22 protein-coding genes are annotated in these 24,393 nt (G+C 65.6%); 16 read left to right on the forward strand and 6 right to left on the reverse strand.

The genetic code is table 11. The features are described 5' to 3' along the window. Positions 1–11: 11 nt before the first annotated feature. The 3 genes from AC1Q5W_RS08330 to AC1Q5W_RS08340 form a co-directional block, all read right to left on the reverse strand. Positions 12–557 carry a YcnI family copper-binding membrane protein gene (locus AC1Q5W_RS08330; protein WP_492644838.1) on the reverse strand — a complete coding sequence of 182 codons (546 nt, stop codon included), beginning with the start codon at positions 555–557 and terminating at the stop codon, positions 12–14. Positions 558–572: 15 nt separating this feature from the next. Continuing rightward, positions 573–2,900 carry a TonB-dependent receptor gene (locus AC1Q5W_RS08335; RefSeq protein ID WP_492644837.1) on the reverse strand — a complete coding sequence of 776 codons (2,328 nt, stop codon included), beginning with the start codon at positions 2,898–2,900 and terminating at the stop codon, positions 573–575. A gap of 74 nt (positions 2,901–2,974) precedes the next feature. After that, positions 2,975–3,334 carry a DUF2946 domain-containing protein gene (locus tag AC1Q5W_RS08340; RefSeq protein WP_492644836.1) on the reverse strand — a complete coding sequence of 120 codons (360 nt, stop codon included), beginning with the start codon at positions 3,332–3,334 and terminating at the stop codon, positions 2,975–2,977. A 129-nt stretch (positions 3,335–3,463) separates the two neighbouring features. Here AC1Q5W_RS08340 and AC1Q5W_RS08345 point away from each other — a divergent pair, with 129 nt between their 5' ends. Then, complete coding sequence (locus AC1Q5W_RS08345; protein WP_492646154.1) at positions 3,464–4,066, forward strand: MarC family protein; 603 nt, start codon at positions 3,464–3,466, stop codon at positions 4,064–4,066. Here the strand turns inward: AC1Q5W_RS08345 and AC1Q5W_RS08350 are convergent. Next, positions 4,063–5,082 (reverse strand): fumarylacetoacetate hydrolase family protein, encoded by a 1,020-nt coding sequence (locus AC1Q5W_RS08350; RefSeq protein ID WP_492644835.1) that lies wholly within the window; start codon positions 5,080–5,082, stop codon positions 4,063–4,065. The genes AC1Q5W_RS08345 and AC1Q5W_RS08350 overlap by 4 nt on opposite strands. A gap of 67 nt (positions 5,083–5,149) precedes the next feature. Between AC1Q5W_RS08350 and AC1Q5W_RS08355 the strand changes: the two genes are divergently transcribed. The 6 genes from AC1Q5W_RS08355 (at position 5,150) to purU (ending at position 9,254) form a co-directional block, all read left to right on the forward strand. Then, positions 5,150–6,241 carry a DUF3108 domain-containing protein gene (locus AC1Q5W_RS08355; protein ID WP_492644834.1) on the forward strand — a complete coding sequence of 364 codons (1,092 nt, stop codon included), beginning with the start codon at positions 5,150–5,152 and terminating at the stop codon, positions 6,239–6,241. Positions 6,242–6,329: 88 nt separating this feature from the next. Continuing rightward, complete coding sequence (locus AC1Q5W_RS08360) at positions 6,330–6,641, forward strand: BTH_I0359 family protein (RefSeq protein ID WP_492644833.1); 312 nt, start codon at positions 6,330–6,332, stop codon at positions 6,639–6,641. A 10-nt stretch (positions 6,642–6,651) separates the two neighbouring features. After that, on the forward strand, positions 6,652–7,500 hold the full coding sequence (locus AC1Q5W_RS08365; protein WP_492646153.1) for a ChaN family lipoprotein: 849 nt from the start codon (positions 6,652–6,654) through the stop codon (positions 7,498–7,500). A gap of 63 nt (positions 7,501–7,563) precedes the next feature. Next, a complete protein-coding gene (locus AC1Q5W_RS08370) occupies positions 7,564–7,929 on the forward strand; it encodes a TraR/DksA family transcriptional regulator (protein ID WP_492644832.1) in 366 nt (121 codons plus the stop codon). 40 nt (positions 7,930–7,969) lie between these two features. Beyond that, positions 7,970–8,344: a hypothetical protein gene (locus AC1Q5W_RS08375; RefSeq protein ID WP_492644831.1), complete on the forward strand. Its 375-nt coding sequence runs from the start codon at positions 7,970–7,972 to the stop codon at positions 8,342–8,344. A gap of 61 nt (positions 8,345–8,405) precedes the next feature. Then, complete coding sequence (gene purU, locus AC1Q5W_RS08380) at positions 8,406–9,254, forward strand: formyltetrahydrofolate deformylase (protein WP_492644830.1); 849 nt, start codon at positions 8,406–8,408, stop codon at positions 9,252–9,254. On the opposite strand, the gene asd is transcribed toward purU, so the two are convergent. After that, a complete protein-coding gene (asd, locus tag AC1Q5W_RS08385) occupies positions 9,247–10,101 on the reverse strand; it encodes an archaetidylserine decarboxylase (RefSeq protein ID WP_492644829.1) in 855 nt (284 codons plus the stop codon). The two genes, purU and asd, sit on opposite strands and share 8 nt — an antisense overlap. 137 nt (positions 10,102–10,238) lie before the next feature. Between asd and AC1Q5W_RS08390 the strand changes: the two genes are divergently transcribed. From AC1Q5W_RS08390 to AC1Q5W_RS08415, 6 genes are all read left to right on the forward strand, one after another. Next, positions 10,239–11,741 carry an FAD-linked oxidase C-terminal domain-containing protein gene (locus AC1Q5W_RS08390; protein WP_492644828.1) on the forward strand — a complete coding sequence of 501 codons (1,503 nt, stop codon included), beginning with the start codon at positions 10,239–10,241 and terminating at the stop codon, positions 11,739–11,741. A gap of 42 nt (positions 11,742–11,783) precedes the next feature. Further along, complete coding sequence (locus tag AC1Q5W_RS08395) at positions 11,784–15,752, forward strand: EAL domain-containing protein (protein ID WP_492644827.1); 3,969 nt, start codon at positions 11,784–11,786, stop codon at positions 15,750–15,752. 157 nt (positions 15,753–15,909) lie between these two features. Continuing rightward, entirely contained in the window at positions 15,910–17,487 is a 1,578-nt protein-coding gene (locus AC1Q5W_RS08400) for a methyl-accepting chemotaxis protein (RefSeq protein ID WP_492644826.1), read from the forward strand. Between the two features lie 64 nt (positions 17,488–17,551). Then, positions 17,552–18,502: an arginase gene (gene rocF, locus AC1Q5W_RS08405; protein ID WP_492644825.1), complete on the forward strand. Its 951-nt coding sequence runs from the start codon at positions 17,552–17,554 to the stop codon at positions 18,500–18,502. 14 nt (positions 18,503–18,516) lie between these two features. Next, positions 18,517–19,743, forward strand: coding sequence for a formate-dependent phosphoribosylglycinamide formyltransferase (purT, locus tag AC1Q5W_RS08410; protein ID WP_492644824.1), 1,227 nt, complete (start codon positions 18,517–18,519; stop codon positions 19,741–19,743). A 106-nt stretch (positions 19,744–19,849) separates the two neighbouring features. Further along, entirely contained in the window at positions 19,850–20,401 is a 552-nt protein-coding gene (locus AC1Q5W_RS08415; RefSeq protein WP_492644823.1) for a DUF3617 domain-containing protein, read from the forward strand. Here AC1Q5W_RS08415 and AC1Q5W_RS08420 read toward each other — a convergent pair. Beyond that, complete coding sequence (locus tag AC1Q5W_RS08420) at positions 20,394–21,095, reverse strand: YggS family pyridoxal phosphate-dependent enzyme (RefSeq protein WP_492644822.1); 702 nt, start codon at positions 21,093–21,095, stop codon at positions 20,394–20,396. The two genes, AC1Q5W_RS08415 and AC1Q5W_RS08420, sit on opposite strands and share 8 nt — an antisense overlap. A gap of 45 nt (positions 21,096–21,140) precedes the next feature. Between AC1Q5W_RS08420 and AC1Q5W_RS08425 the strand changes: the two genes are divergently transcribed. The 3 genes from AC1Q5W_RS08425 to AC1Q5W_RS08435 all read left to right on the forward strand — a co-directional run bounded on the left by AC1Q5W_RS08425 (position 21,141) and on the right by AC1Q5W_RS08435 (position 24,373). Continuing rightward, on the forward strand, positions 21,141–22,184 hold the full coding sequence (locus AC1Q5W_RS08425) for a type IV pilus twitching motility protein PilT (RefSeq protein ID WP_492644821.1): 1,044 nt from the start codon (positions 21,141–21,143) through the stop codon (positions 22,182–22,184). A gap of 122 nt (positions 22,185–22,306) precedes the next feature. Beyond that, positions 22,307–23,443 (forward strand): PilT/PilU family type 4a pilus ATPase, encoded by a 1,137-nt coding sequence (locus AC1Q5W_RS08430; protein ID WP_492644820.1) that lies wholly within the window; start codon positions 22,307–22,309, stop codon positions 23,441–23,443. Between the two features lie 3 nt (positions 23,444–23,446). Then, a complete protein-coding gene (locus AC1Q5W_RS08435) occupies positions 23,447–24,373 on the forward strand; it encodes an NAD(P)-dependent oxidoreductase (protein WP_492644819.1) in 927 nt (308 codons plus the stop codon). Positions 24,374–24,393: the final 20 nt, after the last annotated feature.

The following is a 24,393-nucleotide window of genomic DNA, read 5'->3' on the forward strand; positions in this document are numbered from 1 at the left end:
AAAAAATGGTTTCAGTGCGCATGCTCGCCAGCGGCCTGGATGTCGAGCACCTCCAACAGCGCTGCCGGCGATTTAAGACCTTTGGTGGAGTTGCCCGAAGCCGGCACATCCACCCAGGCGTTGACGCCCTTCTCGCAGCTTTGCACCACCGGGAACCAGATCGGTCCGGGTTTGGCCGGTGTGGTGCCCCGCAGCACGAATTCATCGTAATAGGCCGCCGGCAGGGCATTCTCGGGGCCATTGGCAGTCCAGGTGATTTCCAGCACCCCCTCGGTATAGGTCTTGCCGTGGCTCTCGTAGGGGGCGGCCAGCTTGCCGACTTTGGTGACCACCGTCCAGCCCGGCTTGGGCATGGGCTGAGCGCCATTGAACCCGGCAGGAATGGTGACCCGCAGGCCCGTGGTGGCAGAGCTGTCACAGCCATGCCCCACGCGCAGCACCGCGCGGTAGCTGGTGCCGGCCGCGGCGGCGCCATCCTGCAGCACAACATGGGAAAAAGAGGCGCCAGCCGCCATGGACAGTGCGCAGGCAGCTATGGATTTGATAGTGAATTTCATGGAAACGTCCTTGGGTTAAAAATCGTAGGTCAGTTCGGCAACCAGCGTGCGCTTGGGATACGGGTGGTAATTCCAGTACTCCTCGTTGGTCAGGTTGTCGATACCGAGGGCCGCCACCAACTTGGGGCTGAAGGCATAGCGCGCGCGCACATCCACGACCAGAAAGCGGCTGGCGGCGGTGTAGGCAAAGCCGTTCACGTCGGCGTTGTTGAGGGTGGAATACTGGTCGCCGCTGTAGCGCACCCCGATGGAGGTGTTGAACTGGCCATTCCAGCGGTAGTTGGCCAGGGCCGAGGCACGCCACAGCGGCACACGGGGCTGGAGCTTGCCGATGGTGTCGCCGGGAGTGGTCACATAGCCGGCGTTTTCCACAATGCGCGAATCGGCGTAGGTGATGCTGCCGGAGAGGTCCAGACCGCGGATCAGGTTGTCCGTGCCCTGGAAGGCGATTTCCAGCCCGGTGGTGTTGATGGCGTCCACATTGGTGATGCGGGTGACGGTGGTGCTGAGCGATTCGGCGTAGATGGAGTCGCGCACGTTTTCCTGGAACAGGGTCACGCGCACCACCGCGTTGCCCAGGTCCTTTTCCGCCGACAACTCGGTGGTCCACGATTTCTCCGGTTTGAGATCCGGGTCGTTTACCACCGTCAAGGTGCCGCTGGTCGCGCCATACAGCTCCTGTACCGTGGGCATGCGCACGGCGCGCCCGGCCGATACTTTCAGCGTCGTGTCTGCCGTGGCCTGGAACGCCACGGCGGCCTTGGGTGACAGGTAGGTTTCACTGCGGTCGGCGTAGGTCAGGGCGCTGGTGGCGGTCTGGGTGTAGCCGCCGCTGGCACTCCAGCGCTCCACCCGGGCACCCAGCACCGTCTTCCAGCGCGGCGCAAACGTCCAGGTGTCCTGCCCGTACACGCTTTGCAGCTGGGTTTTGCCACCCACGTCGGAGCTGAGCGTGCCGGCTTCACCCGTCATCCACTCGCCCACCGTGTTGGACTTGAGGATGCGCAGGCGGTAGTTTTCCTGCTGGAAACCCATGTCGGCAATGTGCGCGCCCTGCATGCCTTGCGGTCGCCAGGTCCCCTTGGCGGCCACCGCCGTCCAGCCGGTGCCCTTTTGGTCGGTGACGGTGGCGCCGGTTCCCGCCCCACCGCTGAGCGTGGATGCGGCATTGACCGTAGTGGCATGGTTGAGGTCGCGGGCGTAGTCGTACAGGCTGGCGGCCACCTCCCAGTCCCACACGCCCTTGGTATGGCTCTTGACCGACAGGCCGTGCATGAAATGCTCCAGGCTTTCGCGGGACGCATTGAACGAACCGTCGATCTGGTAGATCTGACCGTTGATGGTGCGCTTGCCGCCATAGACGGCATTGCCCGCAGCATCTTTCAGGTAGGAGACCGGGTTTCCTTCTGCGTTGTTGTTCCAGTACCCCAGGGTGTAGCTGGCCCGCACCGTGGATGAAAAGTCGTAGGCCAGCTTGAGTTTCTCGTGGTTCTGGACGGTGTGGTACTGGGTGCTGGTGCCCAGGATGTACCAGGGCACATTGGTCTTGTCCAGGCCGCCGATTGCACCGCTGACCGCCCCCAGCGAGGGGCCGGCAACGGTCGCGGTTGTGGCCTTGGTGGCAATGACCAGCGGCTGGCCCGCACTGTCCGTGCGGTTGGCGTTGATCCACCACGACCAGTCGCCGCTCTTGCTGCCCAGCGAAACACTGGCCTGGTTGCCGCTGTAGGTCTCACTGGTGTTGTACAGACTGAAGGGTTGCTGAAAGACCGAAACCTTCACATGGCCTTCCAGTGCGGTGGGCATGCGCGTCACATATTCCACCACCGCGCCCACCGAATTGCCCGGGTAGGCGGCAGAAAAGGGGCCATACATCACGTCCACCCGCTCGATCTCTTCGGGAGTCACCATGCCCCAGCGGGGCGCATAGGTGGCGCCGTTGCCCAGGTAGTTGGACAGGAGAATGCCGTCGGCGTACACCGCCGAACGGGTGCTGTTGCCCGTGCCCGACGCGCGGCTGGACAGCACGGCGTGGTTGTAGTCGCCGATGTAGCGGCGGCGCACCAGCAAGCTGGGGAAGTACTTCAGCGCGTCTTCGGCGTCGGTGGCGTTGATCGTTTCTTCGATCTGCTCCCGCGTCACGCCTTCAATGGTGGTCGGGATCTGGGTCGGCAGCGAGGTCGGCTGGCCGCTGTTGACAGTCACCATGCCCAGCGACTTGACCGGGGCGTCGGCCGTCACACTGGTTGCCGGTAACGGCTGCGGGGCAGCGACCTGAGCCCACACCGGCCCAATGCCAGGGGACGCCACGGCCAACGCCAGGGCAATGCGATGTCTGCGCATGGAAACTCCAAAATACCAAGCAAAAGGCCCAAAACCGCCGCAAATACGGCGTCAGGCGCTATGAATTTGATAGTTCAGAGAGAAGGAGGGCCGCGCGCCGGCAGCGGCGCAGCGGCGCGCGCCGCGTCGTGCACCGCGGCAATGTCCTGCAGGGCATACGACAGCGGCTGGGCAGGCCCCAGGGCCGCATGCGAGGCGGGCGACAGCAGTGCGGTCATGGGCGTGCACAGCGGGCAGTCCATGGTCTTGCTGCCCAGATCGCTGGTGCTGCCGTCATCGGCCTTGACCAGCACCTTCATCGCGCCGGCACCCGTGCAAACCAGCAGGATATCCTGCGGCTTGATGATGGGCGAGGCCACGGCGACCCCCAGCGACAGCACGAACCACACCAGCACAAGGCGGGTGACGAACGTGAAATGGCGCAGGGTTTGCATGGGCCGCATTATCATCCCGCCAACCCGCGGTGCTTTGCGCTAGAGCAAATGACCGGGTTCTTTTGTCGGCGTTGCCCCGACTGCGCCTGCGCAGCCCGGACGCCGCGCCCCACAGGACATGCCCCCATGATGAATTACACCTTCGCGTCTGCCACCATCCTGCTGGTGCTCATTACCGACCCCATTGGCAACATCCCCATTTTTGCCAACGCCCTCAAGCACGTGGCCCCCGAACGGCGCGCGCGAGTGATCCTGCGCGAGATCCTGATCGCCTTTGCCCTGCTGCTGGCGTTCATGTTCGTGGGCGACAGCTTCCTGCGGGTGATGAACCTCAGCGAGCTGTCGCTGCAGATCGGCGGCGGCGTGATCCTGTTCCTGATCGCCCTGCGCATGGTGTTCCCTCCGCCGGCCCCGGCAGAAGGAGAAATCCTGGAGGAACCCCTGATCGTGCCCCTGGCGGTGCCGGCGGTGGCTGGCCCCTCGGCCCTGGCCACCGTACTGCTGCTGGTGTCGCAGCAGCCCGATCGCCGCATGGAGTGGATCGGGGCACTGTGCGTGACCATGCTCATCAGCGCCATCGTGCTGGTTTCCGCCGAGCGCATTCAGCGCGTCATCGGAACCCGGCTGGTGGTGGCCGTCGAGCGGCTCATGGGGCTGGTCCTGGTGTCCGTGGCTATCGAGATGATGCTGCGCGGCGCCAAGACGTTTGTCCTGCAGCTGGCACGGGGCTAGGCGTCCCGGCCCGCCGGGGCGACGACTTCCTGCTCGATGGCGCCAAAAATGCTGTGGCCGTCGCGCCCCTTCATCTCGATACGGATGGTGTCGCCCCAGCGCAGGTAGTCGGTACTGGGTTTGCCGTCCTGCAGGGTTTCCATGGCGCGCTTCTCGGCGATGCAGTTGTAGCCCTTGGGCCAGTCCGTGCTCCCCTTGGTGGTCACGCCCTGGTTGCTCACCGCCCCGGAGCCGACGATGGAGCCGGCGCGCACCGGGCGGGTTCTGCACAGGTGGGCCAGGAGCTTGCCGAAGGGGTGGGTCATGTCCGCCCCCGCGTCACACAGGCCGACCTTACGGCCGTTCCAAGTGCTGTGCAGGGTCAGTTGCACCCGCCCCCGCGTCCAGGCCTCGCCCAGTTCGTCGGGGGTGACGGCCACCGGGCTGAATGCGGTAACGGGTTTGCTACCCAGCGGGCCGAAACCCCGCGCCTGCTCGGCCGGTGACAGGGCACGCAGACTCACGGCATTGGCCAGCATTACCAGGCGGATGCCCTCCAGTGCCCGATCTGCCGGGCAGCCGACGGGCAAATCGCTGCTCACCACCGCCAGCTGGGCTTCAAAGTCCACTCCCAGTTCTTCGCTGGCGCAGGCAATGGCGTCGCACGGCCCGGCCAGGGCGTCACTGGCGCCCTGGTATAGCAGTGGGTCGGCAGAGCCTCCCGCAGCCCCGGAGGCCTCCGTGGCCGGATACACCAGCTCGGCGTGGCTGCCATAGGCCACCGAACCCACCCATTGGTAGGCGCGCGGCAAGGGCGCCATGCACTGGCGCGGATCGAAGGGGAAGGCGTGGCGGGCGTGCCCGCTGTTAAGGGCGTTGTACAGGTCCTGCAGCTGGGGCGACAGGTAGTTCCAGTCATCCAGAACCTGCTGCAGGCGGTTGGCGATGCCCGAAGCGTAATGGGCCTGACCGAGGTCCCGGGAGACGACCACCAGTTGGCCATCGCGGGAACCGTCTTTGTAAGTTGCAAGTTTCATGGCGGAATTGTCGCTCTGATTTAAACTGGAACCGTTATACCGGGATTGCCCCCGTACGCTCCCCCCCATGCTGCCCGCCCACCCGCCGTCCTCCCCTCAGCCGCCCGCCAAGCGCCGGCGCCCCGTGCGTGGCCTGCTACTCCTGACGGTGGGCGTGGTTCTGGCCCACTGGGCGCTGCTGCACAGCGCGCCCCTCAACCTGGCCTCCCATGCCAGCCCGGACAGTCCGTCCGACCTCCCCTTCATCACCCGCACCATCACCGTGCCTGCCGCACCCCCGCCGGTGCCTCCCGCAGCCACAGCCGCAGCGCGCGCCCATGCGGCCCCTGCACCGGCGCCTGCCGGCCCGACATCCCGCTTGGTGACCGAACCCGACGCCGCGCCGCCGGCCGACGACACCACGCCTGCAGCAGCGCAGACCAAGGTCGATCACACCGATGCCGTTGACGTCGCAGCCGCCCAGGTGCCCCCGCCCGGAGCCCCCAAGGCGCCGGCGGCCCAGGCCGTGCACAGCTATGCCATTCCGGGGTCCATGCAGCTGCCGTACGACATCCGCGGCAAAACCCGGGGGGTTCCGTTCTCGCTCAATGGCAACCTGAACTGGCAGCAGGACGGCAGCACCTACAACGCCCGCATGGAGGTCAGCCACTTTCTGCTGGGCGCACGCATACAGACCAGTACCGGCGAACTCACCGCGCACGGGCTGGAACCCACCCGTTTTGGCGACAAATTCCGTAGCGAAGTGGCGGCTCACTTTGAACGTGCCAAGAACAAAATCACGTTCAGTGCCAACACCCCGGACGCGCCGCTGCTGCCCGGCGCACAGGACCAACTCAGCGTGCTGATCCAGCTGGCCGCCATGCTGGGTGGCGCTCCGCGCGACTTTCCCGAAGGCAGCCAGCTGACCTTCCAGGCGGTGGGACCCCGGTCGTCCGAAACCTGGGTATTTACCGTGGGCGCCCTGGAAAAACTGACCCTGCCCAACATGGAGCTCAACGCCCTCAAGCTGTGGCGCAACCCCAGCAGCGAGTACGGTAGCAAGGCCGAAGTCTGGCTGGCGCCCGGCCTGGCCTATATGCCCGTGCGCATCCGCATCACGGAAGCCAACGGAGACGTGGCCGACCAGCGGTGGCTGGGCGACCACCTGCCGCAGTACTGATATGCCGGCCCCCAGCCGAGGGCAGCGCCATCCCTTGAATTCGGCGATATTGCGCCCAACTGGGCCATAAGCCCTATCATTGATCACCATGCACACGCTCTACGACTCAGACACCTATTCGGTCACCCACATGCTGGCCAACGCCGAGGCGGATGGCTCGACGGTGGTGAGCACCCTCAAGACGGTGCAACACCCCGAGGGAGTTCCCATGCTGGCACGCCACGGTTTTGAGATTGTGGACAAACGCACGGGCAAAGAGGTGTACCTGGATGGCTCCTGGGCCGAGCTGTTCCAGCAGCACATCATGGCCTGGCAGGTCAATACGCCCACCCAGGAAGAAGTCGAGGACACCCTGGAGCAATACGCCGAGCTGGCACAAAACCCGGTGCTGGTGCACTGAACCCGTGGCCATGCTCCGCCGCGTGGCCACCTGGGTTTGCCTGTCGGGCGTTGTGATCCTGGGCGCTTGCGCAGCCCCGCTCCTGACGCCTGCGTTGCAGGCCCGACTGGAAACCCTGCTTCCGGCCGACGCCCTGCTGGTCGGCGAGCAGCACGATACCCCAGCCCATCAGCAGCTGCACCGCGAGTTGGTCAGCGCGCTGGCGGCCAAGGGCCAGCTGGCGGCCGTCGCACTGGAAATGGCCGAGCAAGGCCGGTCCACCGATGCGCTGGAACCCGGCGCCAGCGAAAGCGCCGTCCGTGCCGCACTCCAGTGGGATGACGCTACCTGGAACTGGGCCGCCTACGGCCCGGCCGTGATGGCTGCCGTGCGCGCCGGCGTGCCGGTGCGCGGCGCCAACCTGACTCCCGCACAACGCACCGCGGCCCTGAACAACACCACGCTCGACGCCCTGCTGCGCGGCCCGGCACTCAAGGCACAGCAGCAGCGCATCCGCATCGGCCACTGCGGCCTGCTGCCAGAAAGCCAGATCACGCCCATGACCCGCGTCCAGATTGCCCGCGACGTGGCCATGGCGCACACCCTCACCGCCGCCGCCGTCCCCGGCAAAACCGTTCTGCTGCTGGCCGGCAGCGGCCATGTCGACGCCACACTAGGCGTGCCGCAGCACCTGCCCCCTGATTTCAGGGCAAAAACGCTGCTTCTCTACGCCAATACTGCGTCGACAGCTCCTGAAACCATAGCAAATTTTGACCAGTCCTGGCCCACGCCGCCGCCGGCGGCGGAAAAAGACTATTGTGCGCAGCTGCAGGCGCTACCGCAGCGGAGCCCGAACGCTGGAAGTGCCCGACCGTCTTGACGTATGTCAATGACGAGCAGCCCGCAAGGGCGCATCATGAAACCATATGAAGGAGTTGACCCGATGAACAAACAACAAGCCACCCCTTACCAGCAGCAGTTGCTGGGCATGCGTGCCGCCTTGCTCGCGCAGATTGCCGAGCAGCGGGGCGGGGTCGTCGGTCGCGCGGAGGTTGCCGCCGACCACTTTGGCCGCCCGGAAGACTCCACCGCCCAGGTGGCCAGCGCGCGGGAACTGGAGTTCGCCCTGGGTGAACGCGAAACAGCCGAGCTGGACGCCATCGACGCCGCACTGGCCCGCATTGAAGCCGGCACCTACGGCGAGTGCACCGACTGCGGTGTCACGATTCCCCCAGCGCGCCTGCAGGCCACGCCGGACGCGCCACGCTGCATCCCGTGCCAGGAAAAGCTGGAACACCACCGCGCCTGATTCCCTTCTTATTTTTTTCCCAACTTGCTGAAAGCCTGACATGAGTACTTTTCACGCCGTCGTCTGGATGGACCATTCCGAAGCCCACGTGCTGATGTTTGACCGCGAACACATCGAAGCCCAGCGCATCAAGTCGCGCAGCCACCATAAGCACCAGGGCAAGGCCGAAGACAACGCGGCCTACTTCACCGAGATTGCCAAGGCGTTGGCCGGCACCCGTGAGGTCCTGCTGACCGGCCCCGGCCTGGCCCGCAACCAGTTCCGCGACTGGGTCGCCACAAACCAGGCGGCACTGGCGGCCGGCATTGTGGACTCCGTCTCCACCGACCACCCAACCGACGGCCAGCTGGTTGCCATGGCCCGCCAGTATTTCAAGAAATTTGACAACATGGCGACCGACCCTTCCGTGGCCTGACCCCGGAAAAAGCCGTGGCGCGCAGCCCGGCTGCGCCTCATGCTGCGACAATGGGCGCACCATGAGTACGACTTACATCCTGACCCTCTCCTGCCCGGACCGCCTGGGACTGGTCCACGCGGTATCCGGCTTCCTGCTGGAGCGCAGCGGCAACATTGAAGAAGCCGCGCAGTACAACGACCCGGACACCGGCCTCTTCTTCATGCGGGTGCAGTTCAGCTGCGCGCAACTCACGCACGCCGACCTGCGCACCGAGCTGGAACGCTTCGCGGCGCCCTTCCAGATGCACTGGAGCCTGCACGCCACGGCGCAGCCCATGCGCACTGTGCTGCTGGTCAGCAAGGAGGGCCATTGCCTCAACGACCTGCTGTTCCGCTGGAAAAGCGGGCTGTTGCCGGTGGACATCCGCGCCATCATTTCCAACCACCGCGAGTTCTACCAGCTGGCCGCCAGCTACAACGTACCCTTCCACCACATTGCGGTCAACAAGGACAACAAGGAACAAGTCGAGGCCCGGCAGTTTGAAATCATCGAAACCGAAGGTGCCGAGCTGGTCGTCCTGGCGCGCTACATGCAGATCCTGAGCGACGACTTCTGCCGTAAGCTGGCGGGGCGCGCCATCAACATCCACCACTCCTTCCTGCCCAGCTTCAAGGGCGCCAAGCCCTACTACCAGGCCCATGACCGGGGCGTGAAGCTGATTGGTGCGACGGCCCACTATGTGACGGCCGACCTGGACGAAGGTCCCATCATCGAGCAGGACGTGGCCCGCGTGGACCACAGCAAAACCGTGGAAGACCTGACAACGCAGGGCCGTGACACCGAAAGTCAGGTGCTGGCGCGCGCCGTCAAGTGGCACAGCGAGCACCGCGTGCTGCTCAACGGCCACAAGACCGTGATCTTCAAGTAGGCGATTCGGCGCTGGCCATCGCTTCGCCCAGGCGGATGGGCTTGGCTGCGGCCCAAGCCGGGTTGAAGGCCATAGGCCCCTTGGGGAACAGCATCACCACGGTGGAGCCCAGCAGGAAGCGGCCCATTTCGTCGCCCTGGCGCAAGGACACGGCGCCGTCGTCGTAATGCCATTCCTGGATCTGCCCGGCACGCGGCGGGTTGACAACACCGTGCCACACCGTGGCCATGCTGCCCACGATGGTGGCGCCCACCAGCGTCAGCACGAAGGGCCCCGCCGCCGAGTCAAACACGCACACCACGCGCTCGTTGCGGGCAAACAGCCCTGGCACGCCACGGGCCGTGGTCGGATTCACCGAGAACAGATCGCCGGGCACATAAATCATGCGCCGCAGGACACCGTCGCAGGGCATGTGGATGCGGTGGTAGTCCCGGGGACTGAGGTACAGGGTGGCAAAGTGGCCATCCTGGAACTGCGCCGCCAGCGTCGCATCGCCCCCCACCAACGCGGTGGTGGAGTACTGGTGGCCCTTGGCCTGGAAGATCTGGTCGCGCTCAATGCGGCCGAACTGGCTGATAGCGCCGTCCACGGGGCAAATCCAGGGGGTCTGCGCCAGCGGCCGGGCTCCTTCCTTCAGGGGGCGGGTGAAGAACGCGTTGAAGCTGGCGTAGCTGGCAATATCGGGGTTGGCCGCCTCGGCCATGTTGACCTGGTAACGCTGCACAAACCAGCGGATGAGGGCGGTGGTCCAGCGCCCGCCGCGGGCGGCGGCCACTTTGCCGGCCAGGACGGTCAGGGCCCGCTTGGGGAGAAGGTACTGCGGCAATACCGCGAGGGAGTCGGACACGGCAGTTCCCGGTGAGGTTGAAGGGCTGGATGAATGCGGGCGGATTATAGAGAAGCCATATGCAAAACCCGGAAATTCCACCGCGTTTGCTCAGTTTCTTTCCGCCACACCCCCGTGGTTTGCCGTAAAGTGGCGGTATGAACGTCTCTGCACACGCCCCGGAAACCCATGCGCTACAAAAAACAGAGCTTCAAGCGCAGGTTGTACGGGCTCTGTCCGCCCATTTACCAACCGATGCGCTCCTGTGGAACCGGGAAGACACCACGCCCTATGAATGCGACGGCCTGACCGCCTACCGCCAGCGTCCGCTGGTGGTGGCCTTGCCCGAAACCGAGGCGCAGGTCGCCGCCGTGCTGCGCACCTGCCACGCCATGGGCGTGCCGGTGGTGGCCCGCGGCGCCGGCACCGGACTGAGCGGTGGCGCCATGCCCCACGCCATGGGCGTGACGCTGTCGCTGGCGCGCTTCAACCAGATCGTGCAGATCGACCCGCGCAGCCGCACCGCCACCGTGCAGTGCGGCGTGCGCAACCTGGCTATCAGCGAGGCGGCATCACCCCTCGGCCTGTACTACGCCCCCGATCCCTCCAGCCAGATTGCCTGCACCATTGGCGGCAACGTGGCCGAAAACTCGGGCGGTGTGCATTGCCTGAAGTACGGACTGACACTGCACAACGTGCTCAAGGTGCGCGGCTTCACCATCGAAGGCGAACCCATTGAATTTGGCGCGGACGCGCTGGACAACGCCGGGTACGACCTGCTCAGCATGGTGATCGGCAGCGAGGGCATGCTGGCCATCACCACCGAAGTGACCGTGCGGCTGATTCCCAAGCCCCTGCTGGCGCGCTGCATCATGGCCAGCTTCGACGATGTCCGCAAGGCCGGCGATGCCGTCGCCGCCGTGATTGCCGCCGGCATCATTCCGGCCGGCCTGGAGATGATGGACAAGCCCATGACGGCCGCCGTGGAAGACTTCGTGCATGCCGGCTACGACCTGAACGCCGAGGCCATTTTGCTGTGCGAAAGCGACGGTACGCCCGAGGAAGTGGAGGAGGAGATTGGCCGCATGAGCGAGGTGCTGCGCCACCACGGCGCCACGGCCATCGCCGTGAGCCAGAACGAGGCCGAACGCCTGCGTTTCTGGAGCGGGCGCAAGAATGCCTTCCCGGCCAGCGGGCGCATCAGCCCCGACTACATGTGCATGGACTCCACCATACCGCGCAAGCGCCTGGCCGACATCCTGCTCGCCATCCAGGAGATGGAGAAGAAATACCAGTTGCGCTGCGCCAATGTGTTTCACGCGGGGGACGGTAACCTGCACCCGCTCATCCTGTTCGATGCCAACGACCCCGACCAGCTGCGCCGCTGCGAGCTGTTTGGCGCCGACATCCTGGAGACCAGCGTGGCCATGGGCGGCACGGTCACCGGCGAGCACGGCGTGGGCGTGGAAAAGCTCAACTCCATGTGCGTGCAGTTCAGCCCGGAAGAGAACGCCCAGATGTTTGGCATCAAGCGCGCCTTCGACACCAAGGAACTGCTCAACCCGGGCAAGGTGATCCCCACGCTGCAGCGCTGTGCCGAGTACGGCAAGATGCTGGTCCGCGGCGGACGGCTGGCACATCCGGAGTTGCCCCGCTTCTGACCCCCTCCCGATGGAGCCCGCACGCGTGTACTGGATAGCCCCATGAAACGGCTCGTCGCGGCCGTGCTGCTGCTGTGGCTGCTCACTGCGTCCGCCCTGGCGGCTTCCGCCAAGGAACCCCTGCGGTTTGGCGTGCTGGCCTTTCGCCCCAAGGCCCAGGCAACCGCCCAATGGCAACCCCTGGCGAACTACCTGGAAACCACGCTCGGCCGGCGCGTGCTGCTGACGGTATATGACCTGCCGGAACTGGAGACAGCGGTTGCGCAATCTGCGGTGGACGTGGTGTTCACCACGCCGGGACACTTCATCGTGCTGCAGAACCGCTATGGCCTGTCGGCACCGATTGCCACCCAGATCACCGAGGAGAACGGGGAAGGCCTGTCGGCCTTCAGTGGCGTCATCTTCACCCGCGCCGATGCCTCTGGCATCAACACGCTGGCCGACATCGTGCACCAGCGCATTGCCATCACCAGCACCGACTTCCTGGGCGGCTACCAGATGCAAGCCTTTGAAATGCTGGAAGCAGGCCTGCCGCTGCCCGACCCGGACCGGCTGGTCGTTACCGGCATGCCGCAGGACCTTCCGGTGGCGGCCGTTCTGGCGGGCCGCGCCAGCGTGGGTTTCGTGCGCAGTGGCGTGCTGGAGGCCCTGGTGCGCGAGGGCAAGCTGTCCATGGACCGCCTGAAGATCATCCACCCCCAATCGACACCGGGCTTTCCCTTTGTCCGCTCCACCCTGCTCTACCCGGAGTGGCCGGTGGTGGTGACACCGACGGTCGACGCCCAATTGGCCCGCCGCCTGGCCGTGGCCCTGCTCTCGCTATCCGGCGGCAGCCCGGCCATGCGGGGCGCCGGCATCCAGGGTTTCACCACGCCCGCCGACTATGGCACCGTGGAAACGGTACTGCGCCGCTTGCGGATGCCGCCTTTCGAGGGCACGCCCGAATTCACCATGGCAGACCTATGGAGCCGCTACACCAACTGGATCATTGCACTGCTGGGCGCGCTGTTTCTGGTGCTGTTTGCCGGCGGCACCTGGCTGTTCATGCAAAACACCCTGCTGCGGCGCAGCCGGGCGCAACACCGCCAGCAGAGCCAGCGGGTCTCCGAAATCATCTGGGGCACCGATATCGGCACCTGGGAGTGGAATGTGCAGACCGGTGAAATCGCCCTCAACGAGCGGTGGGCGGAGATCCTCGGTTACACCCTGGCGGAGCTGGAACCCTTCACCATCGACACCTGGATGGGCATGATTCACCCCGACGACGCCGACGCATCCCGGGAGCGGGTGGAGCGCTGCTTCACCCACCAGGAAACCAACTACAAGTGCGAACTGCGGGTGCGCAAGAAGAACAGCGACTGGATCTGGGTGCTCAACCGCGGGCGGGTGGTGGAATGGACTGCAGACGATCGGCCCATGCGCATGTCGGGAACCCAGGCAGACATTGCCGAGCGCAAACGGGCCGAGTTGCAGGAGCACCACCGTAACCAGGTGCTGCAGATGCTGGCCGACGAAGTTCCGCTCCCCCGCGTGCTCGACGCCATCGCCCGCAACGTGGAAAGCGTCAACCCCAGCATGCTGTGCAGCATTCTGGTGGTGGACAACGAAGGCAAGCGCCTGCACCACGGCGCCGCGCCCAGCCTGCCCGGCTTCTTCCGCCAGGCGCTCGACAGCCTGGCCGTGGGCCAGGGCATCGGCCCCTCCGGCATGTCGGTTCCAGCTGGGGCGGGCGTCCTGAACGAGACCCTTGCCAGCCTGGACGCCTGGGCGCCTTTTCTGGACGCGGCCCACCAGGCCGGGCTGCACGCCTGCTGGTCACAGCCGATTTTCTCGGCACAGGGCAAATTGCTGGGCACCTTCTCCGTCTACCACCACCGGCCCTGTACACCCACAGCCACGGACCTGCAGCTGATCGAATACGAAGCGCGTCTCACGGCGCTGGCTATTGACCGGACCCTGGCCGAAGCGCGCCTGCAGCTCGCGGCCAGCGTGTTCACCCATGCCCGCGAGGGCATCACCATCACCGATGCTGCGGGCACCATTCTGGAGGTCAACGACACCTTCACCCACATCACCGGATACAGCCGCGAAGAGGCGCTGGGGCAGAACCCGCGCATGCTGCAGTCGGGCCGCCAGGGACCGGAGTTTTATGCCGCCATGTGGCACGACCTCACCCACAAGGGCCACTGGCATGGGGAGGCCTGGAACCGGCGCAAGAACGGCGAGCTGTACGCCGAGATGATCACCATCAGTGCCCTGCGGGACCCGACCGGCGTGACGCAGAACTACGTGGCCCTGTTCACGGACATCACCTCCATCAAGGAGCACCAGAAGCAGCTGGAGCACATCGCCCACTACGACGCGTTGACCAACCTGCCCAACCGCGTTCTGCTGGCCGACCGCCTGCTGCTGGCCATGGCCCAGTGCCAGCGGCGCGCCCAGTCGCTGGCGGTGGTGTACCTGGACCTGGACGGCTTCAAAGCCGTGAACGACAAGCACGGCCACGATGCCGGCGACGAACTGCTTATTGCCGTCGCGCAGCGCATGAAGGAGGCCCTGCGGGAAGGCGACACCCTGGCGCGCATCGGCGGCGACGAGTTCGTGGCTGTGCTGGTGGATCTGGAGAACGGCCAGGATTGCGAGCCGGTGCTCAAGCGGCTGCTGCAGGCCGCCGCAACGCCGGTCACGGCCACGGCTGCCGTGCTGCAGGTATCCGCCAGCATCGGCGTGACGGTGTATCCGCAAGACCAGGCCGACGCCGACCTGCTGCTGCGCCATGCCGACCAGGCCATGTACCTGGCCAAGCAGATGGGCAAGAACCGCTACCACCTGTTCGATGTGGACCAGGACACGGCCGTGCAAACCCAGCGCGAGAGCCTGGAGCACATACGCCAGGCGCTGGAACGGAACGAATTCGTGTTGCATTACCAGCCCAAGGTGAACATGAAGACCGGCGAGGTCATGGGCACCGAGGCCCTGATCCGCTGGAACCACCCCGAACGCGGCCTGCTTCCACCCGATGCCTTTCTGCCCATCATCGAGAACCTCCCGCTCAGCGTGGAGCTGGGCGAGTGGGTGATCGCCACGGCACTGACCCAGATCGCCGCGTGGCGGGCCACGGGGCTGGACATGCGGGTCAGCGTCAACATCGGCGCGCGGCAATTGCAACAGGGCGATTTCGTGCTGCGCCTGCAGGACCTGCTGCGCGCCCACCCGGAGGTCAGCGCGAGCCAACTGGAGCTCGAAGTGCTGGAAACCAGCGCCATGGAAGACATTGCCCAGGTTTCCGAAACCATGCGCACCTGCCGCGCCATGGGCGTGCACTTTGCACTGGACGACTTCGGCACTGGCTACTCGTCACTGACCTACCTCAAGCACCTGCCGGCCGAAGTGCTCAAGATCGACCGGACCTTTGTGCGCGACATGCTCAACGACCCGGACGACCTGTCCATCGTGGAAAGCGTCATCGGCCTGGCCCGGGCATTCGGTCGCCAGGTGATTGCCGAGGGGGTGGAAACCGGCATCCACGCCGAACTGCTGCTGGCCCTGGGCTGTGAGCTGGCGCAGGGCTTCGGCATCGCCCACCCCATGCCGGCCCACGCGCTGCCCGCCTGGGTCGCCACCTGGCAACCCGACGCGGCATGGACGGCACGGCAGGCGCGTTCCCTGAATCCGGACGAGCTGATCGTGCTGCTCACCGAGTTGCACCACCGGTACTGGATGCAATCGGTAGAGGCCTTCCTGGCCGGTGAACGCAGCACCCCACCCGTCGTGGAAACCCGCGACTGCCACTTCAGCCGCTGGTACGCAGGCGAAGGGCAGCTGCGCTTTGGCAAGCACCCGGAGATCCGGCGCCTGCATGCCCTGCACGAACGCATCCACGCCATAGGGCAGGAGCTCATGGCACTGTGCATCCAGGGGCAGCAGGGCCAGGCCCTGGCGCAGCTCCGGGAATTGCGCCCCCTGGCCGATGAGTTGGTGAACGGATTGAGCGATCTGTTGAAAACCTAGCGCGAGCGAGAATTTCGGCACGGTTTTGGCTTGACGTATATCAACAGTTGTCCTGCCTGTCACACGCACGCGCCGGCCGCCGTTCTACAGTCCACTACACACAAAAAAGCACACGCCAGTCGCCCTGGCGCGAACGCTGGACGGATCCATTTTTCACATGAAACTCAACCTGCCTGTCACGCAACAAGAATACGAACTGCCGGATGGGGAAACCCTAGTGTCCACCACCGACACGACCGGCCGCATCACCCATTGCAACCAGGCCTTCGTGCTCGCCAGCGGTTTCGATTACGCCGAACTGCTGGGCCAGCCCCACGACATCGTGCGCCACCCCGACGTGCCACCCGAGGCCTTCAAAGACTTGTGGTCCACCGTCGGGCGCGGACGGCCCTGGAGCGGCATCGTCAAGAACCGGCGCAAGAATGGCGACCACTACTGGGTCTGCGCCAACGTGACGCCAGTCATGGACGGCGGCAAGCCCAAGGCCTACATGTCGGTTCGGCTCAAGCCCACCCGCGAGCAGATTGCGGCCGCCGAGGCCCTGTACGCCCGGATTGCGGCGCAACGCCAATCGGGGCGGGCGACCTTCCGCCTGCACGCCGGCAACCTGCGGCCCGTGGGTTGGCGCAACGCGCTGGGCAAGCTGCACCGGCTGACCCTGACCCAGCGCGCCAGTATCGGCGTCGGTCTGGCGCTGGCGCTGACCCTGCTGCCAGCCGTGCTGCTGCCGGGGTACGACCCACGCACCGTCCAGCTGCTGCAAGTGCTGTCCGGGCTGTGCGGCGCCGGCGCCTTCATGGCGTGGTTCGTGCGCACGGTGACGCAGCCCCTGGAAAAAGCCCAGCAACTGGCCGGCGAGGTGGCGGGCTGCAACCTCGATGGCCAGATCACCTACGACGCCACCAGCCCGTTGTCCTCACTGATGCGCCGGTTGTGGCTGATCAACCTCAACATGCGCGCCATCGTCGCCGATGTGCGTGCCGAAGTGGTGGGCGTAACGCAGGCCACACAGGCCATCCACCAGGGCAGCATCGAACTGGCCGGCCGCACCGACTCCCAGGCCAGCGGCGTCGAGCAAACCTCGACCTCTTCCGAGCAGATCGCCGGCACGGTGAAGCAGACCGCCGACACGGTGCAGGAGCTGTCGAGCCTGAGCAGCAGCGCCAGCACCGAAGCCACACAGGGAGGGGAGGCCGTGGACCGTGTCGCACAGTCCATGCACCGCATCCAGTCGTCTTCGGAGCGCATCACCGAAATCATTGGCGTGATCGAGAAGCTGGCTTTCCAGACCAACCTGCTGGCACTCAATGCCGCCGTGGAGGCCTCCCATGCCGGCGAGCACGGACGCGGCTTCGGCGTGGTGGCTAGCGAGGTGCGCGCACTGGCACGCCGCAGCTCCGATGCCGCACTGCAGATCCGGGAACTGATCCAGCGTTCGGCACAGGAGGTGATGGAAGGCACGCAGACCGTAACCAGCGCTGCGGCCACCATCCGCACCGCGGTGGATTCGGTCCAGCGGGTCACCACCCGCCTGAACGAAATCACCCACGCCACCCAGGAGCAATCCCTGGGCGTGCTGCAGATCAGTCAAGCCATGCAGCTGCTCGACGGCGTCACCCAGCAGAACGCCGAGCTGGTGCGCCAGTCCACGACCGCCTGTGAAGCGCTGGCGGCCCGAAGCAGCACGCTGCAGCGGGCGGTGCGAGTTTTCACCATGAAGGTCCATCCCGCCTGAGCGCTCCACCCCGATACAGACGAAGCGCCCGGCAACCGGCGTCGGTCTGCTCCACAATGGAGGCATGAATTCCCTCCTCAGTCTCATTGGCGCTCCCACCGACGTGGGCGCGGGCACCCGCGGTGCCAGCATGGGCCCCGAGGCACTGCGTGTCGCCCACGTGGCCACGGTGCTGGCCAGCCACGGGCTGGAGGTAGTGGACCGCGGCAACCTGAGCGGCCCCGGCAACCCCTGGCTGGCGCCCGTGAACGGCTACCGCCATCTGGCCGAAGTCACGGCGTGGAACCAGGCGGTGCACAACGCCGTCTACCAGGAGCTGACCCAGGGACGCCTGCCCGTATTGCTGGGCGGCGACCACAGCCTGGGCATCGGCTCCATCAGCGCCGTGGCCCGCCACTGCCGCGAAGCCGGCAAGAAGCTGCGCGTGCTCTGGCTGGACGCCCATGCCGACTTCAACACCAACACCCTCACACCCAGCGGCAATCTCCACGGCATGCCGGTCGCCTGCCTGTGCGGCCTGGGTCCGCCGGAACTGGTCGGCCTGAGCGGCCAGGTGCCCGCCCTGCAGACCAAATGGATCCGCCAGATCGGCATCCGCAGCGTGGACGAAGGCGAAAAACGCCTGGTGCACGAGCGGGATCTGGAGGTGTTTGACATGCGCTACATCGACGAGATGGGCATGCGCGCCGCCATGGAACTGGCACTGGCGCTGGTGGACGCCAACACCCACCTGCACGTGAGCTTTGACGTGGACTTCCTCGATCCGGCCATCGCCCCCGGCGTAGGCACCACCGTGCGCGGCGGCCCCAACTACCGCGAGGCCCAACTGTGCGTGGAGATGATTGCCGACACGGGCCGCCTGGGCTCGCTGGACGTGGTGGAACTCAACCCCGCGCTGGACGAGCGCAATCGCACCGCCGAAGTGGCGGTGGACCTGATGGCCTCGCTCTTTGGCAAGAGCACCTTGATGCGCAAGTCGGCCCGGCCGGCGCCCTCCTCCTTTTTTCAACTCTGACGGAGCTTTTTGCAATGACCACCCTCGGCACCCCCCTGTCGCCCCAAGCCACCAAAGTCATGCTGCTGGGCAGTGGCGAGTTGGGCAAGGAAGTCATGATCGCCCTGCAGCGCCTGGGCGTGGAAACCATCGCCGTGGACCGCTACGACCACGCGCCCGGCCAGCAGGTGGCCCACCATGCGCGCACCATCACCATGAGCGACCCGGCCCAGCTCCAGGCCCTGATCGAGCAGGAAAGACCCGATCTGGTGGTGCCCGAGATCGAGGCCATTGCCACCCCCATGCTGGAGCAGCTGGAAGCTGCCGGCACCGTGCGCGTCATCCCCACGGCGCGCGCAGCGCGCCTGACCATGGACCGCGAGGGCATTCGCCGCCTGGCCGCCGAAACCCTGGGGCTGCCCACCAGTCCGTACCAGTTCTGTGATTCGCTGGCCGAACTGCAGGCCGCCATCGATGGCGGCATTGGCTACCCCTGCATCGTCAAGCCGGTGATGAGCAGCTCGGGCAAGGGCCAGAGCCGGATCAACGGCCCGGCCGATGTGCGCGCGGCCTGGGACTACGCCATGGCCGGCGGGCGGGTGAGCCACGGCCGCATCATCGTGGAAGGCTTCATCGACTTCGACTACGAAATCACCCTGCTGACCGTGCGCGCCAAGGGCGCCAGCGGCGCGGTGGAAACCCAGTTCTGCGAGCCCATTGGGCATCTCCAGGTCAGCGGCGACTACGTGGAGAGCTGGCAACCCCACCCCATGCACCCGGCAGCACTGCAGCGCGCGCGCGACATTTCCAAGGCCGTGACCGACAACCTCGGTCTGGGTCTGGACGGCCAGTCCACCGGACTGGGCATCTTTGGCGTGGAGTTGTTCATCAAGGGCGACCAGGTGTGGTTCAGCGAAGTGTCACCGCGCCCGCACGACACCGGCCTGGTCACCCTGTGCACGCAGGTTCAAAGCGAGTTTGAGCTGCACGCCCGCGCCATTCTGGGCTTGCCGGTGAACACCGCGCTGCGCAGCCCCGGCGCCAGCGCCGTGATCTACGGCGGCGTGGATGCGCAGGGCATTGTGTTCGACGGCGTGGCCGATGCGCTGCGCGTACCCAACTCGGACCTGCGCCTGTTCGGCAAGCCCGAAAGCTTTGTCAAACGCCGCATGGGCGTGGCGCTGGCCTTTGCCACCACGGTGGAAGAGGCCCGCAACAACGCCAAGCTGGTGGCCTCACGGGTGAAGCCCCGCGCCGCGTAGCCGCACGCCCGGTGTGCGGCCGGGCTTGTCGCCTGAACGCCGCATGCGCCACCCACACCGGGAACAAATTGGTAAAAGAATGTAACGCCACATACCAGGAGACTCCATGAAACGGCACACCTGCCTGGGCGCCCTGCTCTTGTCGATCACCGCCACCGGCCTGGGCGCCCAGACCCTCAAGCCCGGCCTGTGGGAAATCACCAGCCAGATCCAGGGCGGCTCCGGCGAGACCGCCCGCGCCCTGGCCGAAGCGCAGAAACAACTGGCCAACCTGCCGCCCGACCAGGCCCGGATCATGCGCGACATGATGGCCAGGCAGGGCGTGCAACTGACCAGCACACCCGGCGGCGGCACGGCCCTCACCACCTGCATGACGCAGGACATGGTGGAACGCAATGCAGTAGCGGCCCAGCAGGGCGACTGCACCTACACCCGCAGCCCGCGCGTGGGCAACCGCATGCCGTTTGCGTTCGTATGCACCCAGCCGCCCAGCCGGGGCGAAGGCCAGGTGACCTTCGTCAGCCCCGAGGCGTACACCGTGCAGATGGCGGCCACCACGGTGGTCAACGGCCAGCCGGAAAAATTGGACCTGCAGGCCCACGGCCGCTGGCTGGGCGCCAACTGCGGCGCCATCGCGCCGCCGCCGGCACCTAAGTAGCCGTGGCGGGGTAGCTGCGGGCACCAAAAATGGCGCTGCCCACACGAACCAGGGTGCTGCCCGAGGCCACGGCGGCTTCCAGGTCGTTGCTCATGCCCATGGACAGGGTGTCCAGCCGCACGCCGGCTTCATTTATGGCATCAAATAACGCTTTTGCCCCCGTAAACACTGCGCAGGCAGCTACAAAATCAGGAGCAGGTTCGGGAATGCACATCAGGCCGCGCAAGCGCAACCGGGGCAGCGCGGCCACGGCCTGGGCCAGCGCCAGGGCTTCGGCCGGCGCCACGCCAGACTTGGTGGCACCACCGTCCACATTGACCTGGATGCACACCTGCAGCGGCGCCAGTTGCGCCGGACGCTGCTCGCTCAAGCGCTGGGCGATCTTGAGCCGCTCGATGGTGTGCACCCAGTCGAAGTGCTCCGCCACCAGCCGCGTCTTGTTGCTCTGGATGGGGCCTATGCAATGCCACTCCAGCGGCAAATGGGCCAGCGCAGCGATCTTGTCCACCGCTTCCTGGATGTAGTTTTCGCCAAACGCGGTCTGCCCGGCAGCATGGGCCTGCACCACCGCATCGGCGCCAAAAGTCTTGGAAACCGCCAGCAGCGTGACGGCGCCCGCGTCGCGCCCGGCTTGGGCACAGGCCTGCGCCAGACGCGTGCGCACCCGGGAAAGATTGTCGGCAATCATGGTCATAATCTACGAAGCGTAACAAACAACGACCAACCGAACGAGGACTACGTGGACATTACCCAATTGCTGGCCTTCAGCGTCAAGAACAAAGCATCGGATTTGCACCTCTCGGCTGGTCTGCCACCCATGATCCGGGTCCACGGCGATGTGCGCCGCATCAACGTGGAAGCGCTGGACCACAAACAGGTGCATGCCATGGTGTACGACATCATGAACGACGGGCAACGCAAGCACTTCGAGGAGTTTCTGGAGATCGACTTTTCGTTCGAGATTGACGGCCTGGCACGCTTTCGGGTCAACGCCTTCAACCACAACCGCGGCGCCGGCGCCGTGTTCCGGACCATTCCCAGCAAGATCCTGTCCCTGGAGCAACTCAACGCCCCCAAGATCTTTGCCGACCTGGCCCTCAAGCCCCGCGGCATGGTGCTGGTGACCGGCCCCACGGGTTCGGGCAAGTCCACCACGCTGGCGGCCATGGTGAACTACCTCAACGAAACCGAATTCGGCCACATCCTGACGGTGGAAGACCCGATCGAGTTTGTGCACGAGTCCAAGAAATGCCTGGTCAACCAGCGCGAGGTAGGCCCGCACACCCTGAGCTTTGCCGCCGCCCTGCGCTCGGCCCTGCGCGAAGACCCGGACTGCATCCTGGTGGGCGAAATGCGCGACCTGGAAACCATCCGCCTGGCCATGACGGCGGCCGAAACCGGCCACCTGGTGTTCGGCACGCTGCACACCTCCAGCGCCGCCAAAACCATTGACCGGATCATCGACGTGTTTCCGGCTGACGAGAAGGAAATGGTGCGGGCCATGCTGTCGGAGTCACTGCAGGCGGTGATCTCACAGACCCTGTGCAAGACCAAGGACGGCCAGGGCCGCGTGGCGGCACACGAGATCATGCTGGGCACCAGCGCCATCCGCAACCTGATCCGCGAGGCCAAGGTGGCGCAGATGTACTCGTCCATCCAGACCGGCAACAGCGTGGGCATGCAGACGCTGGACCAGAATCTCACCGACTTGGTCAAGCGCAACATCATCAGCCCGGCGGAGGCCCGCAGCAAGGCCAAGATTCCGGAGAACTTCCCCGGCTAAACATGTTGCCCCCACGTTCGTTCACTGCGTGTAACTCTCTGCCCCCCGGGGGGGCCGTTTTGGCTTGGGGCGGCCCGGCGCCAGAACTTGCCCCCACGTTTTACTCCTAAGGAGGTGCTCTCATGGAGCGCGATCAAGCCACGAAATTCATCAACGACCTGCTCAAGCTGATGGTCAGCCGCAACGGCAGCGACCTGTTCATCACCGGCGACTTCCCCCCCGCCATCAAGGTCGACGGCAAGGTGACCAAGGTATCACCCCAGCCCCTGAACGCCGTGCACACGCTGGCGCTGGCCCGTTCCATCATGAACGACAAGCAGGTGGCCGAGTTCGAGCGCACGAAGGAAAGCAATTTCGCCATTTCGCCGCCCGGCATTGGGCGCTTCCGGGTCAACGCCTTCGTCCAGCAGGGCAAGGTCGGCATGGTGCTGCGGGTGATTCCCGCGGCACTTCCCACCATCGACAGCCTGGGGGTGCCCCAGGTGCTCAAGGAAATTTCACAGTCCAAGCGCGGCCTGTGCATCATGGTCGGCGCCACCGGCTCGGGCAAATCCACCACCCTGGCGGCCATGGTGGACTGGCGCAACGAAAACTCCTTCGGCCACATCATCACCATCGAAGACCCGGTGGAGTTTGTGCACATGCACAAGAACTGCGTGGTCACGCAGCGCGAGGTGGGACTGGACACCGACAGCTGGGAAGCGGCACTGAAGAACACGCTGCGCCAGGCCCCCGATGTGATCCTGATGGGCGAAATCCGCGACCGCGAAACCATGGAGCACGCCGTGGCTTTCGCAGAAACCGGCCACCTGTGCCTGGCCACGCTGCACGCCAACAGCGCCAACCAGGCGCTGGACCGCATCATCAACTTCTTCCCGGAAGAGCGGCGCTCGCAGCTGCTGATGGACCTGTCGCTCAATCTGCGGGCCCTGGTATCCCAGCGCCTGATCCCCAAGCAGGACGGCAAGGGCCGCGTCGCCGCCGTGGAGGTGATGATCAACTCCCCGTTGATCTCCGACCTGATCTTCAAGGGCGAGGTGTCCGAGGTGAAGGAGATCATGAAGAAAAGCCGCCAGGCGGGCATGCAAACCTTCGACCAGGCGCTGTTTGACCTTTACGAAGCCAACGCCATCACCTACGAGGACGCGCTGCGCAACGCCGACTCGCTGAACGACCTGCGCCTGCAGATCAAGCTCAACAGCCAGCGCGGCCGCTCCACCGACCTCAGCGCCGGGACCGAAAACTTTGCCATCATGTAAGCCATGTCCAGCATCAACCCAAAAACCTACGAAGCCTCCCCCCCTGTCACCGTGACCTTTCTCGGGCTGGGGGTCATGGGCTACCCCATGGCCGGCCACCTGGCCCGCGCCGGCCACCGAGTGACCGTGTACAACCGGACTGCTGCAAAATCTGTAGCGTGGTGCGCAGAATTCACGGCGCCTGGCGGCCAAAACACCGCCAACTCCCACGCCGCGACACCGCGTCTGGCAGCCCACAATGCCGACATCGTGTTTTGCTGCGTCGGCAATGATGACGACTTGCGCAGCGTGACGCTGGGACCCGATGGCGCCTTTGCCGGCATGAAGCCCGGCGCCCTCTTTGTGGACCACACCACGGCCTCGGCCAGCGTGGCCCGCGAGCTGGGAGCCACCGCGCAGCACATGGGGTTGCGCTTTATCGATGCCCCGGTGTCTGGCGGCCAGGCCGGCGCACAGAATGGCATGCTGACGGTGATGTGCGGCGGCGACAGTGCCGCCTTCGACACCGCCAAGCCCGTGGCCATGGCCTTCTCGCGCGCCTTCACCCTGCTGGGGGAGAATGGCGCCGGCCAGCTCGCCAAGATGGTCAACCAGATCTGCATCGCCGGTCTGGTGCAGGGCTTGAGTGAAGCCATCGCCTTCGGTCAGCAGGCGGGGCTGGACATGAACCAGGTGCTCGATGTGATCGGCAAGGGTGCCGCACAAAGCTGGCAACTGGACAACCGCGGCAAGACCATGGTGGCCGACAAGTTCGATTTTGGCTTTGCGGTCGACTGGATGCGCAAGGATCTGGGACTGGTGCTGGACGAGGCCAAGCGCAATGGCGCACGCCTGCCAGTCACGGCCCTGGTGGACCAGTTCTACGCTGACGTGCAGCACATGGGTGGCCAGCGCTGGGATACCTCCAGCCTGATCAAGCGGTTGCGTTAACGGCGCACCGACTCTGGCAA

Source organism: Rhodoferax sp. MLSD5-FHT05B10 (assembly GCF_058793415.1).

What these genes read in the sequence shown, in the direction of transcription:
- AC1Q5W_RS08330 (WP_492644838.1), bottom strand. Translation starts at nt 557, where the DNA reads ATGAAATTCACTATCAAATCCATAGCTGCCTGCGCACTGTCCATGGCG.
- AC1Q5W_RS08335 (WP_492644837.1), bottom strand. Translation starts at nt 2,900, where the DNA reads ATGCGCAGACATCGCATTGCCCTGGCGTTGGCCGTGGCGTCCCCTGGC.
- AC1Q5W_RS08340 (WP_492644836.1), bottom strand. Translation starts at nt 3,334, where the DNA reads ATGCAAACCCTGCGCCATTTCACGTTCGTCACCCGCCTTGTGCTGGTG.
- AC1Q5W_RS08345 (WP_492646154.1), top strand. Translation starts at nt 3,464, where the DNA reads ATGAATTACACCTTCGCGTCTGCCACCATCCTGCTGGTGCTCATTACC.
- AC1Q5W_RS08350 (WP_492644835.1), bottom strand. Translation starts at nt 5,082, where the DNA reads ATGAAACTTGCAACTTACAAAGACGGTTCCCGCGATGGCCAACTGGTG.
- AC1Q5W_RS08355 (WP_492644834.1), top strand. Translation starts at nt 5,150, where the DNA reads ATGCTGCCCGCCCACCCGCCGTCCTCCCCTCAGCCGCCCGCCAAGCGC.
- AC1Q5W_RS08360 (WP_492644833.1), top strand. Translation starts at nt 6,330, where the DNA reads ATGCACACGCTCTACGACTCAGACACCTATTCGGTCACCCACATGCTG.
- AC1Q5W_RS08365 (WP_492646153.1), top strand. Translation starts at nt 6,652, where the DNA reads ATGCTCCGCCGCGTGGCCACCTGGGTTTGCCTGTCGGGCGTTGTGATC.
- AC1Q5W_RS08370 (WP_492644832.1), top strand. Translation starts at nt 7,564, where the DNA reads ATGAACAAACAACAAGCCACCCCTTACCAGCAGCAGTTGCTGGGCATG.
- AC1Q5W_RS08375 (WP_492644831.1), top strand. Translation starts at nt 7,970, where the DNA reads ATGAGTACTTTTCACGCCGTCGTCTGGATGGACCATTCCGAAGCCCAC.
- purU (WP_492644830.1), top strand. Translation starts at nt 8,406, where the DNA reads ATGAGTACGACTTACATCCTGACCCTCTCCTGCCCGGACCGCCTGGGA.
- AC1Q5W_RS08390 (WP_492644828.1), top strand. Translation starts at nt 10,239, where the DNA reads ATGAACGTCTCTGCACACGCCCCGGAAACCCATGCGCTACAAAAAACA.
- AC1Q5W_RS08395 (WP_492644827.1), top strand. Translation starts at nt 11,784, where the DNA reads ATGAAACGGCTCGTCGCGGCCGTGCTGCTGCTGTGGCTGCTCACTGCG.
- AC1Q5W_RS08400 (WP_492644826.1), top strand. Translation starts at nt 15,910, where the DNA reads ATGAAACTCAACCTGCCTGTCACGCAACAAGAATACGAACTGCCGGAT.
- rocF (WP_492644825.1), top strand. Translation starts at nt 17,552, where the DNA reads ATGAATTCCCTCCTCAGTCTCATTGGCGCTCCCACCGACGTGGGCGCG.
- purT (WP_492644824.1), top strand. Translation starts at nt 18,517, where the DNA reads ATGACCACCCTCGGCACCCCCCTGTCGCCCCAAGCCACCAAAGTCATG.
- AC1Q5W_RS08415 (WP_492644823.1), top strand. Translation starts at nt 19,850, where the DNA reads ATGAAACGGCACACCTGCCTGGGCGCCCTGCTCTTGTCGATCACCGCC.
- AC1Q5W_RS08420 (WP_492644822.1), bottom strand. Translation starts at nt 21,095, where the DNA reads ATGACCATGATTGCCGACAATCTTTCCCGGGTGCGCACGCGTCTGGCG.
- AC1Q5W_RS08430 (WP_492644820.1), top strand. Translation starts at nt 22,307, where the DNA reads ATGGAGCGCGATCAAGCCACGAAATTCATCAACGACCTGCTCAAGCTG.
- AC1Q5W_RS08435 (WP_492644819.1), top strand. Translation starts at nt 23,447, where the DNA reads ATGTCCAGCATCAACCCAAAAACCTACGAAGCCTCCCCCCCTGTCACC.